Origin of the sequence: Bifidobacterium sp. W8112 (assembly GCF_016101425.1) — a bacterium.
Taxonomy (GTDB): Bacteria; Actinomycetota; Actinomycetes; order Actinomycetales; family Bifidobacteriaceae; genus Bombiscardovia; species Bombiscardovia apousia.
The window spans coordinates 41,877-54,069 of the sequence record NZ_JACFQN010000004.1 but is presented as its reverse complement, the minus strand read 5'-3'; the positions used below and the strand labels follow the sequence as shown (position 1 = coordinate 54,069).

Sequence of the window (12,193 nt, the reverse complement as noted above, 5' to 3'; positions counted from 1 at the left end):
ATGAGCGTCCAACTGGTTGAGGAGCGCCACTACGACCAGATCATGAAGGATCGCGTCCTTCCTGATCTGGCCTCCTGTCGCAGTGACGGATGGATGATCTCCCATGACGGCGGCGAGGACGGGGGAACCTTGCTGGACAAGGCCCATCTCGGCGGCGTCGACCCCTCCCGGCTTCTGCATTACGTCTGTTATGACAGGACGCTGTTTCGCCAAGGTGCGGCGGAGTCCGGCTCGGCTCGTGTGCGCGGGGCCGTAATCATCTCCTTCGGTTTTTCGGAATTCGCCGACAAATATCAGGAGATGGCCTGGTACTTCCTGATGCAGGGGTACTCCGTCTGCATTCCCGAGCACTGGGGACACGGTTTCTCCGGTCGGGGAGTGAGTGATCCCAGTCTGGTATGGGTGGATCATTGGCAGCGGTATGTGGCGGATCTGGCCGCCTTTTGCTCCCAGGTGGGCCAGCAGTACGCCCAGGACAAGCCCATGGTGCTCTATGCCCATTCCATGGGCGGCGGTGTGGCTGCAAGGATGCTGGAAACTTTTCCTTCACTTATTGATAAGGCGGTCCTGTCATCGCCCATGATTGCGCCGCGGACCGGGTTCATGCCCTCGGTGGCCTGGACGGCAACAAACGCCGCCTGCATGATGGGCCGCTCGCGCAGCATGGCTCCAGGGTTCGGCCCATTCCGTCCCGAGCTGGACATGGGCAAGTACCCCAATGGCAGCCAGGCTCGGGTGGCTTGGACCCATAAGTTACGGGCCAAGGAACTGCACTACCAGACCAGCGCAGCCAGCTTCGGCTGGGTCAGGGAGAGCCTGGAGATGAGCCGGGCCATACTGCGTCCCGACCGGTGCAGCCGGGTGGAGACTCCTTTGCTGCTTTTCCAGGCGCAACCCGACCGCTTTGTGCTGCCGATGCCCCAGAACCGTTTTGTCGACCAGGTCCAGCAGGGCGGCTGCCAGGCCACGCTGGTGCGCATCCCAGGCAGCATGCACGAGCTCTACCAGATGCCTGACAAGGTTCTGGGGCCCTACTTGGAGCGCATCTTCGACTTTTTCGACCAGCCCTGGCAGCTTGCTGACGACCGCTGATCAGACGCCGAGCAGATCGGCCAACAGAAAGTCGCCACCCTGCTTTTTTGCCGAGGCTAGTTCCCTGTACAGTTCCAAAGCTCTGACAAGCGCATCCGCATCATCCCAGTATTGATTCAGAAAAGGATATTTCTTGATATTGCGGAATTTGCGGTCGTCCTGTCCGAGCTCCTCCTTGCAGAAGAGGCTTGGCTTCAGCTTGCTGTTTTTTGCGCCGCGATGGTGTGACTTCCAACTGTTGTACTCGTCCAGCTTGCCCTCGCGGTAGACGATCAACATCTCGATCTCGGGATGCGTGGTGACGTTGATGGTTTGAGCATGTTCGGCGTAAGGCTGGCGCAGCAAGGTGCGGTGGCCCAGCTGGTCCTGTATGCAGAGGATGGTCACGTTTCGTCCATAATCCTGGGTCAGAAAGTCACGAGCCAGGCTCTCACCGCTTCTGTCGCGGGTTGACCAGGCGTCGTCGTTGTAAGGATCGGTGATGATGCGATCCCGATTGATGAAGGTCAGGTGCTTGGTGACCAGTTTGTCGACGATGACCTGCTCGGCTACGCCTTCGCACGAGAAGAGAACTGCATCGTCCCCGATGGCCCTTGCAAGCTCCTCCCGCCTGCTATGCATGATGTTCTTGCCCTGCCACCTGGTCGGCTACGTATTGGCGCATGGCCTTGAGCTCGGCTGCCTTAGGGGCGGTACCTCCGATGTAGTTGGATAGGAAGACCTCGCTGTGCTTGAGCTCCCCGCGCCTGACTGCCTCTGAGTAGTTGATCGCCTGGATGCCCTTGTGCTCGTCTTCGCTACGTCTGAGGAAGTAAATATTGTCCTTGCGCTGGATCAGGTCGAGCAGTTCCGCGTAGTGGGTCGTGAACACCAGGGTGGCGCCGTGGGGGTTGCTGGTCGTTGACATGAAGAGGTTGATGATCATGCGCACCAGCTCCTTGTTGATGCTGTTCTCGATTTCGTCGATCAGCAGATAGCCGCCGGTGCGCAGGACCCGGATGGCTGCTTTGACGATTCGGGATCCGCGGACGGTGCCCAGGGAGAGCAGCCCGGCCGTGTCCATGTTGGACATGACCACTTCTTGAGAGGTGCCGGCAAATCGCAGATGGGCGCGGTGTTCCTGGTCAATATGGAAGTAGTCGATGCTGTCATCGAAGACGTGCAGCACAGGATCGGCGATGGTGTCGACAGGAACGATGGGAAAGTAGGTTTCTGGTCCGATGCGGGCAATGACCTGAGCGCTAGTCGTCCTGGTGTAGGGCAGAACAATGCTGGAGTGAGGGGAGAGGTAATCGAAGGCCTCCTTGGTCAGGTAGGTGTCGGTGGATGCATCACCTGAGGATTGGGCTGCCGGACGCCGGACCTTGATCAGCTTCGAGCGTTGTTGGAAAGCGTCTGTATTGCGAAGCACGGACTTGGGCAGGGGCTTGCTTGGATAGCGCCAAAGTTGTTCCTGAGAAAACCGATAGGTGCTGTCGGTCAGGAGATCCATGCTTTCGTCGGAAGTGTCGTCGTGGACCGCATCCAGCTGTGACTTGAGCAGGTAGAAGTGCTGCTTGGACTCGAAGATCAAAGAAATCTGCAGGCTGGGCCCGAAGGCGCTGAGGGATCTGACGGAAGACAGCATAGGGCTGGCATCCTTGCTCAGGACGCTGACGGCCAGGGCCAAGGTGTTGAGTGCCGTGGTTTTGCCGGATGCGTTGATTCCCGTAAGGCACAGCACGTTCTGCGCGTAAATGTGACTGCCCGGACTGTTCTCCAGATAAGTCAGTCCGTTGCCAGGGGTTCTCGAGCGGACCTGGTCACGGGCGTAAAGATCCAGGGCTAGGGTCTGGTTTTCAAAGGGTTGAAGTCCCTCGACGACCATTCTGAGCAGATGCATGATAACCACCAATATTCCTGTAGACAGAAAAAGTGTCTACAGGAATATGATACGCCTGCAATCCTACTTGTTGAGCACCTTCTCCGGGTCAGCATCGAAGGTATCGACGCAATTCTGCGAGCAGAAGTAGTAGGTCTTGCCCTGGTAGTCGCGCTTGGCTGCGGCCGTGCTGGGGTCGATGGACATCCCGCAGACCGGGTCGGTGACCTTGTCCGTCGCTGCCTGGTCCTGCTGCATGTCGTCATGATGATGGAAGAGTCCCATCTCGTTTCCTTTCTCTTGGTTGTGTTCTTGGTGGGTGGAAATACTGAGGTCCCTGGTCAGGGCATCCATGTCGATTGGCTTGGCCTCCTTGACCGGCCTGGCCTTCAGAGGCGTGTGGCGCAGCCGGTTGGCGTTGAGCACCACTGACAGGGAGGAGAAGGCCATGGCTGCACCGGCGATCATGGGGTTGAGCAGGAGGCCAATGAAGGGGTAGAGCACGCCGGCGGCGATGGGGATGCCCAGGCCGTTGTACCCGAAGGCGAACCAGAGGTTCTGATGGATGTTGCGCATGGTCGCTGCAGAGAGATCGATGGCCTTGACGGCCGCGTTCAGGTCGCCCGAGACCAGGGTCACGTCGGCGGATTCGATGGCCACGTCCGTGCCGGTGCCGATGGCCATGCCCAGGTCGGCCTGGGCCAGGGCCGGGGCGTCGTTGATGCCGTCCCCGATCATGGCCACCTTGTGACCCTGAGCCTGAAGGGCCTTGACGATGCTCGCCTTGTCCTCGGGATGGATCTGCGCCACTACCCGAGTGACCCCGACCTGGCTGCCGACCTGCTCAGCGGTGCCTTGGTTGTCGCCGGTCAGCATGATGGTCTGGATGTTACGCTCGTTCATGTCGTGGATGGCCTGCTTGGACCCGGACTTGACCTGGTCGGTCACGGCCAGGACCCCGGCAAGCCTGCCGTCGATGGCCACGAAGATGGTTGTGCGGCCCTGATCCTCCCAGCTGCGGGCAGTGTCGAAGAGGGATTGCGCGCCTGCACGGTTCGCTGTTTCGTTCTCCAGTCCGATCCCCTTGCCCTCGAGTAGTCTGCGGTTGCCGACAAGGACATGCGAAGTGCCCTTGCTTCCTTCAAAAGATCCAGAGGGGAAGGTTGCATCGATGCCGGCGCCGGTGACCGAGTCGAAGTCCTTGGCCGGTACCAGCTCCAGATTGCGGTCCTTGGCGGCCTGGACGATGGCCTGGGCCAAGGGGTGCTCGGAATTGCTCTCGGCGCTCGCGGCTGCCCTGATCAGCAGGTCCTCATCCAGACCCTGCACGCTCAGGGCATCAGCCAGTTCGGGTCGGCCCTGGGTGATGGTGCCAGTCTTGTCAAGGACGATGGTATCGACGTCATGCGCTCCCTGCAGGGCCTCCGCCGACCGGTAGAGCACGCCGGCACGGGCGCCGCGTCCAGTGCCGATCGTCACGGACAGGGGAGTGGCCAGGCCCAGGGCGCAGGGGCAGGCGATGACCAGGACGGAGACCGCCGCCACGATTCCGAATACGCCGCGAGGCATGGGGCCGAACGCCCACCAGGCCACGAAGGTCCAGAGCGCTACCAGGATGACCCCGGGGATGAAGATTGACGATATCCGGTCAGCCAGCTTCTGGATGGGTGCCTTTGAGGTCTGAGCCGTCTTGACCAGCCGAATGATCTGCGCCAGAACGGTGTCCTGCCCTACCTGGGTGGCCTTGTAGCGCAGGGAGCCTGTGCCGTTGACGGTGGCTCCGACCAGGGAATCGCCCTCCTGCTTGAGGACGGGCATGGGCTCGCCGGTCACCATGGATTCGTCCACTGAGGATGATCCGGAGATGACCTGGCCGTCCACCGGCAGCTTCTCGCCCGGATGGACCTGAATCACGTCTCCGACGGCCACATCGTCGACGGCGATCTCCTGGGTGGTCTCCCTGCCGTCCTGGCCGGTCCTCACCACGGTGGCGGTCTTGGGCCTGAGTCCGACAAGGGCGCGGATGGCATCGCCGGTGCCGCGCCGGGCCCGTGCCTCCAGGATCTGGCCGAGGATCATCAGGGTGATGATGGTGCCCACGGCCTCGTAGTATGGTTCGCGGCTTCCCTCAGGCAGGAGCTGCGGGGCCACGGTGACCACCAGTGAGTAGAGGAAGGCCGTGGCAGTGCCTAGGGCGACCAGGGAGTTCATCTCCGGAGCCCGGTGTGCCAGAGCCAGCCACCCGGTGCGGTGGATGGGCCAGCCCGAGTAGAACATGACCGGCAGGATCAGGACCAGCTGGACCCAGGGGTTCATCAGCATGTGGGGCATGGGCAGGAACATGCCGAACATGGCCGGGATGAAGACCGGGAGCGTGAAGACCAGGGCCACGATGAACCGCCTGGTCAGGTCGCGGATTTCTGCCGTGCGTTCCTGATCCGCCTCGTCCTGGTCGTTGCTGCCGTTGGTCTGGGCAGGCTTGGCGGGTTCGGTAGGTTCGGCTTGTGGGCGCTCGCTTTGTGACTGGTCGCCCTGCTCGTGTTCGGATTGAGTCCCGGCGCTGCCGGTCGTCGGTCCATCGGTGGCCCGGAGCATCCCGTGGAGCATGTTCATCCCGCAGGCGAAGGGATAGTCGCCGGCCTTGGGCGGGGTCAGCTGGACGGTCGAGGTCTGGAAGGCGGGCAGGGTCTTGTCGATGTTGAAGTCGTTGAAGACCACGTGCGAGGAGCACTCTCCGCTCTCCTGGCGGTCGAAGACCAGCTTGACCGGCCGCCCGGCCTGAACTTGGATCAGCTGAGGGCTGTATCCCCCTTTGACTGTGATGTGGACGGTCTGGATACCGCCCTCATCCTTGGCCTGGGTGGCCTTTTTGGGCGCGAAGAAGTACCAGATGATGCCTGCCGTGATGGCCAGGGCCGCGATAAGGACCAGGATGCTGCTCATGTGGCCCACTATACCCCCCAGGGGTATACTGATAGTGAATTTCGAGATGGGTTTCATGAATTCGAGTCAGTCTTGGCTGCGTCATGAAGGCCATGGGATGAATACGAATGGAGTGAATCGTGCCCGGATATGCCAACGATAAAAAGCGGACCATTACCAGACTCCGGCGTGTCGAGGGCCAGGTCAGGGCCATCGAGCAGATGGTCGAATCGGACACCTACTGCATCGACATCCTCACCCAGATCGCCGCCTCGACCAGCGCCCTGAAGTCGGTGGCCCTGACCCTGCTGGACGACCACATGAACCACTGCGTCCGCGAAGCCGCCGAAAAGGGGGGTGAAGAGGCCGACGAGAAGATGCAGGAGGCCTCCGAGGCCATCGCCCGGCTGGTCCGCTCCTAGCAGCCCTTGTCCGACAGGTCCAATCGGACTGGGGATTCTGGTGGGCGTGCGGGGAATATCGAATAGGCTGAACAGCCTCGGCTGCCATCGGACCAATAAAAAATGCCTTCGACCGACATCAGTCAGCCGAAGACATTTCCATTGCTTCGTGCGAACGGAGGGAGTTGAACCCTCACGAGCATCAGCTCACTGCCACCTGAAGACAGCGCGTCTACCATTCCGCCACGTTCGCAGACAACTGGAAAGGATAGCACGGTTGTCTGCGCGGCGCAATAATGGCGTGTTGGTTCAGCCCTTGGATCCGTGGGCGTAGAACCTGGCCAGCGTCTCCTTCTTGTATTCGTCGAAGTAGCCGCCATCGATGGACTGGCGGATCTCGTCCAGCAGCCTTACGAAGAAGCGCTCGTTGTGGATAGTGGCCAGCGTGTAGCCGTTGAGCTCATGGGCGCGGAGCAGATGGTCGATGTAGGCCCGGGAGTAGTGGGTGCAGGTATAGCAGTCGCAGTCCTCTTCGATGGGTCTGAAATCGGTCTTGAACTGGGCGCGCTTGATGTTCCAGCGGCCGTCACGGGTGAAGACGGCCCCGTTGCGTCCACAGCGGGCCGGGGATACGCAGTCGAAGGTGTCCCCGCCGTTCTCCACGCCTGCAAAGATGTCGTCCACAGCGGCGATGCCCAGGACGTGCCTGGGCCGGGATTCGGGCATTTCGTCGCAGATCCAGGCGCAGGTCTGCCCCAGCAGCCGCTTCTCTATGGCGCCCCCGATACCTACGCCGTCGAAGTCCAGGGAGGCGATCTGGCGGGCGGCGCGTCGGCGCAGATCCTCATAATTGGCCCCCTGCACCACGCCGAACAGGGCCTGGTAGGGCTTGCCGGTCCGCGCTTGGGTCAGCCTGTGGTGCTCGTCCACGCAGCGTTTGGCCCAACGGAAGGTGCGCTCCACTGACTGTTCCTGGTAGGTACGGGTGTTCATCAGGGTCGTCAGCTCGTCGAAGGAGAACATGATGTCGGCTCCGATGCGGTGCTGGATGCCCATGGAGATCTCGGCCGAGAAGCGGTGCCGGTCGCCGTTGAGCGGGGACTTGAAGGTGACCCCGTCCTCATCCACGAAGGCCAGGCGCTCCTTGCCTTCGGCGATCACCTGGTCCGACTTCATGCCGGTCACGTCCATGGCCAGGGTCTTCTTGAATCCCGCCCCCAGCGAGAGCACCTGGAAGCCGCCCGAGTCGGTGTAGGTGGGGCCGTCCCAGTTCATGAACCGGGCCAGGCCGCCTGCTTGGTCCAGAATGTCGGGGCCGGGGCGTTCGAACAGGTGGAAGGCGTTGGCCAGCAGGACCTGGGCGCCCAGCTGCCGCATCTGCTCGGGCAGGACGGCCTTCATGGCCGCCTGGGTGGCCACAGGGATGAATGCGGGGGTGTGGATGTCTCCGTGCGGAGTGTGGATGATGCCGGTGCGGCCGTAGCGGCGGCCATTGCGTCCCAGGCCTTCGGGGCTGTCAGGCAGACGGTTCAGGGTCTCGAATGAGAATGCGGTGCGGTCGCCGGGTCGGCCCGGCGTGGCTCCCAGCGGGTTGGTGATCAGGCTCATGGCTCCACTGTATCCAAGACATCCAACCGTCCCGCAGCTGCCCTGCGTACAGTCGATATGACTTTCATGCAATGTCCAGACAACATTCAGCATTTCGGCCCTAGACTTGGAAGCAATGCATGCGAGGACCCGCTTCGCCTGTCAGCCGGAAACAGCAAAAAGCGCGGGCGACGGGGTAGATTGACAAGCGTGACCGAATAGCAGGCAGCGGCATCGATCCGAAGGAGCAGAAATGGCTGAAGAGCACAAGGCCGACCCTTGGAGGGGCGGCGATGACGATCAGTCCTGGCAGCCAAGCCACATCGAGCGCGGGGCCGCCAATCAAGAGCAGGAGACGGGATCCTCCGCGGATCAGACCGACTCTGCTCAGGTTCCCGGGCCAGAAGCAGGGGACCAGCAGACTCAGGCCTGGGATCAGAGGCCCACGACCCCTATTGCCATGCCTGGTGGCGATGCACGGTCCACGACTGCGGAAACCGCGTCGAATGACGGCAGTGGCACCGGGGCTTCAACCTCCGCCTCCAACGGCTCGACTACAGGGCAGGATGCGCAGACGCAGCAGCAGTCTTACTATCGGCCTGCGCCCGAGTATGGTGCCTACGCTCCTGCAGGCTCGCGTCCGCCCGCCAGCGATCAGGGTCAGCAGCAGCCCAGCCAGGGGTATGGCTCCAGTCCTCAGCAGGGCTTCTTCGGACAGTACGGACAGCCAGGCCAGTTCGGGCAGAACGGCCAGCCTCGTCAGAATGCCGGCCAGACCCCCCAGGGGGGCCAGCCCTCCGGCCAGGGTCCCTATTCACCCTTCGGATCCGGCGGCCCCAACGGCCGGCCCGGTCCAGCCAACCACGCCGGCAGCAGCTTGAGCGGCACGGGCAAGTACGTCTTCACCGCCGTGGTGGCCGCACTAGTGGCCGCTGCCCTCATGCTGGGCTTGGGTTGGGCGGCACTGTCCAACGGATGGATCACCCTGCCCTCGTCCTCCTCGCTGAACGGGGTCTCCTCCAACTCCTCGGGCCAGGGCACAGCCAAGGTCCAGGGCGGGCAGGCTCCTGACTGGCAGGCCATCAGCAAGCAGGTCTCTGAGTCCGTGGTCTCCATCCAGGTGCAGACCAAGAGCGGGGTCGGCGCCGGATCGGGCGCGGTCTTCGACACCCAGGGCCATGTGGTCACCAACAACCACGTGGTCGATGGTGCCCAGGAGATTCACGTCACCCTCTCCAACGGGCAGATGTACACGGCCAAGGTGGTCGGCACCGACACCACGGCTGATCTGGCCATCCTCAGCCTGGATCAGGCGCCTTCCGACCTGAAGCCTGTGAAGTTCGCCGACTCCGAAAAGCTGGCTGTGGGCGAGAATGTCATGGCCATCGGCAATCCCTTGGGCTATGAGAACACGGCCACCACCGGCATCGTCTCGGCTCTGAACCGCCCGGTCTCGGTCATGGACGAGAGCAACAACAACCCGATCGTGACCAACGCGGTCCAGCTGGATGCGGCCATCAACCCCGGCAACTCGGGCGGCCCCACCTTCAACGCGGCCGGCGAGGTCATCGGGATCAACTCCTCCATCGCCTCCATGGCCTCCTCCAAGTCCGAGGCGGGATCCATCGGCATCGGGTTCGCCATCCCGTCCAACCTGGTCAAGCGGATCGCTGATGAGATCATCAAGGACGGCAAGGCCAAGCATGTCTCCCTGGGTGTCACCATCCAGAGCAGCACAGCCCAGGCCGATGGGGTCACCCGAGGCGGGGCCAAGGTCACCAAGGTGGTCTCCGGCTCCCCGGCCGACAAGGCGGGTATCAAGACGGGCGACACCATCGTGGCCTTCAACGGCCATGCGGTCAACAACAACTTCTCCCTGCTGGGCTTTGTCCGGGCTGCCGCCTTCGGTGACTCGGTCAAGATCACCGTGGTCAGGGACGGCAAGACCTCCGAAGTGAACGCCACTCTGGACCGCGAGGAACAGACCGTTCAGGGCAAGCCCAGGACCAACAGGAGGAACTCGGACGGCAGTGGCCAGGACGGCGACTCCGACCAGGGCGGTTCGGGCGACGACGATTCCATGGATCCCTTCCGCTTCTTCTTCGGGCAGTGATCCGGGACTGAACCCTGGGGGCCGCATCCGTCAGATGACGGGCGTGGCCCCTTGCCATATCCGCCGTCCATCGCTGGCCCCGGCGCGGTATAGGCTTGATATGTCAGGTGCAGAAGAGAGCCGTGATCCGGCTGCGGCTGTCAGGTAGACAAGTCCGGAGCGGGGAAGTGGTCATGTCAAAAATCCTGGGTTTCGCCAAGAAGGTTCCCATGCTTTGGGTGGTTCTGGTCTGCGGACTGGTCATGGGCCTGCTCTGGCACCCCTATCGCCAGGCTGCCCAATGGCTGGTCGCCGTCCTGGTGGCCGTCTCGCTGGTGGACACTCTCAAGGGGATGATCGATGACGTGCGACATGGCCACGTGGGCGTGGATATCCTGGCTGTGGTCGCCATTCTCTCCACCCTGGCTGTCAAGCAGTATTGGGCCAGCTGGGCCGTGGTCCTCATGCTCTACTCCGGCGATGCCATCGAGCAGTATGCAGGGAACAGGGCACAGAACAACCTGACCGTATTGGTTCAGGCCGCCCCTCAGGTGGCCCATGTGGTTCAGTCAGAGCTGCCGGAGGGGGAGCATGCCCTTCCCAAGGAGAGCGACTGGAGCACAGTGGCGGTCGATAAGGTCCGTTTGAATGACCTCCTGGTGGTCAAGCCCGGCGAGACCGTGCCCGTCGATGGCGAGCTGATCAGCCGCACCGCCACCCTGGATATGTCCACCATCAACGGTGAGCCCATGCCCCGCAGGCTCTACCAGGATGCCCAGGTCATGTCCGGGGCGGTCAATGGCTCGGGCACCTTCCTGATGCGGGCCCGGCAGCTAGCCCGTGATTCCCAGTATCAGCGCATCCTCAACCTGGTGCGTTCCGCCCAGAACTCGCGGGCTGCAGTCGTCAGAACAGCTGACCTGATGGCAGTCCCCTTCACCGTGGTGGCCTTCATCATCGCCTGCGTAGCCTGGATCATCTCCGGCGTGCCGACCCGGTTCGCCCAGGTTCTGGTCCTGGCAACCCCCTGCCCTCTGCTGATCGCTGCCCCTGTGGCCTACATGGCCGGGACCGGGAGGCTGGCCAAGGCGGGGCTGCTGATCAAGACCCAGGACGTGATTGAGAATCTGGGCCGGGTCTCGCACATCTTCTTCGACAAAACCGGCACGCTGACCGTCAAACGTCCGCAAGTAGCCAAGATCGACCTGCCCGAGGGCAGGGAGCAGAAGGTTGATACAGACCGGATTCTGGCCATAGCGGGCGCTGTGGAGGCCTACTCGGTCCACATTCTGGCCAACGGAATAGCTGAAGCGGGGGCCGCTGCCCAGGAGCGACTGCGGGCACAGAGCAGTGACGAGATTCATCTGCATGCGCGGGAGGTTCGGGAGGACTCCGGCAACGGGATCCAGGGTATGGTCGACGGCCATCAGGTCAAGGTGGGCAGGGCCCAGTTCGTGGCCGACGGGCATTCAAGTGATTCCTTTGGCCCCCTGGCGCCTGACGAGATGGCCTCCTATATTTCTATCGATGGGGTCCTGGCCGCCAGAATCGTCATGAAGGACGTGCCCAGGTCGGATGCCGCCCAGACCATCGCCCAGCTGCGGGAGCTGGGGATCACCCGTCTCTCCATGGTTACTGGTGACAAGGAGGCCTCGGCCCGGATCATCGCCGACCAGGTGGGCATCACCGACGTGCATGCCGGCCTATTCCCTGAGGACAAGGCCGATCTGATCGCCAAGGCCTCCAAGGAGGAGCCCAACCGACAGCCCCTCTGGGACATCTGGCTGTCCAAATTCCTGGGGGAGTCAGTGACCAAATCCATCACCGTGATGGTGGGGGACGGGGTCAACGATGCTCCGGTCCTGGCTGCCGCCGACGTGGGTATGGCCATCACTGACGGCACTACCACGGCCGCCTCCGAGTCCGCCCAGGCCGTGATCATGAACGACGACATCGCCTGCCTGCCCAGGTCAATCACCATAGCCCGCAGGACCAAGCGGGTCATGCTCCAGGCGGTCATGCTGGGACTGACCCTGGCCACCGTGGGCATGCTCTGCGCCGCCTTCGACCTGATCCCGGTGGTTGTCGGTGCCTTTACCCAGGAGGCCATCGACGTGGTTTCCATCCTCTGGGCCCTGACTGCGCTGATAGACCGGGACTGAGGCCATTTCGCGACGCTTGGTGAAAGTCCCGGGGATGGAGCCCGCCTGGCTCTGTTCCCGACCCTTGCTTTGCGTT

8 protein-coding genes and 1 tRNA gene are annotated in these 12,193 nt (G+C 62.5%); 4 read left to right on the top strand and 5 right to left on the bottom strand.

Going from position 1 to position 12,193, the window contains the following annotated elements:
- Positions 1–1,092, top strand: a complete 1,092-nt coding sequence (locus H3T92_RS07840) for an alpha/beta fold hydrolase (RefSeq protein WP_198189807.1) — start codon at positions 1–3, stop codon at positions 1,090–1,092.
- Here the strand turns inward: H3T92_RS07840 and H3T92_RS07835 are convergent, their stop codons facing one another.
- The 3 genes from H3T92_RS07835 to H3T92_RS07825 all read right to left on the bottom strand — a co-directional run bounded on the left by H3T92_RS07835 (position 1,093) and on the right by H3T92_RS07825 (position 5,896).
- Positions 1,093–1,713 (bottom strand): hypothetical protein, encoded by a 621-nt coding sequence (locus H3T92_RS07835; RefSeq protein WP_198189805.1) that lies wholly within the window; start codon positions 1,711–1,713, stop codon positions 1,093–1,095.
- Entirely contained in the window at positions 1,706–2,974 is a 1,269-nt protein-coding gene (locus H3T92_RS07830; protein WP_198189803.1) for an AAA family ATPase, read from the bottom strand. The genes H3T92_RS07835 and H3T92_RS07830 overlap by 8 nt, the downstream gene beginning before the upstream one ends.
- Before the next feature lie 63 nt (positions 2,975–3,037).
- On the bottom strand, positions 3,038–5,896 hold the full coding sequence (locus H3T92_RS07825) for a heavy metal translocating P-type ATPase (RefSeq protein WP_198189801.1): 2,859 nt from the start codon (positions 5,894–5,896) through the stop codon (positions 3,038–3,040).
- A gap of 119 nt (positions 5,897–6,015) precedes the next feature.
- Between H3T92_RS07825 and H3T92_RS07820 the strand changes: the two genes are divergently transcribed.
- The gene (locus H3T92_RS07820) at positions 6,016–6,297 is read left to right on the top strand and encodes a metal-sensitive transcriptional regulator (RefSeq protein ID WP_024627554.1); all 282 of its coding nucleotides are present in this window, start codon (positions 6,016–6,018) and stop codon (positions 6,295–6,297) included.
- Between the two features lie 149 nt (positions 6,298–6,446).
- Here H3T92_RS07820 and H3T92_RS07815 read toward each other — a convergent pair.
- Together H3T92_RS07815 and tgt are read right to left on the bottom strand one after the other, a co-directional pair.
- A tRNA-Leu gene (locus H3T92_RS07815) sits at positions 6,447–6,529 on the bottom strand.
- A 56-nt stretch (positions 6,530–6,585) separates the two neighbouring features.
- Positions 6,586–7,884 (bottom strand): tRNA guanosine(34) transglycosylase Tgt, encoded by a 1,299-nt coding sequence (gene tgt, locus H3T92_RS07810; protein ID WP_198189799.1) that lies wholly within the window; start codon positions 7,882–7,884, stop codon positions 6,586–6,588.
- Positions 7,885–8,116: 232 nt separating this feature from the next.
- On the opposite strand from tgt, the gene H3T92_RS07805 reads away from it, so the two are divergent.
- On the top strand, positions 8,117–9,976 hold the full coding sequence (locus H3T92_RS07805; protein WP_198189797.1) for a trypsin-like peptidase domain-containing protein: 1,860 nt from the start codon (positions 8,117–8,119) through the stop codon (positions 9,974–9,976).
- A gap of 173 nt (positions 9,977–10,149) precedes the next feature.
- Positions 10,150–12,117, top strand: coding sequence for a heavy metal translocating P-type ATPase (locus H3T92_RS07800; RefSeq protein WP_198189795.1), 1,968 nt, complete (start codon positions 10,150–10,152; stop codon positions 12,115–12,117).
- The last annotated feature ends 76 nt before the right edge of the window (positions 12,118–12,193 follow it).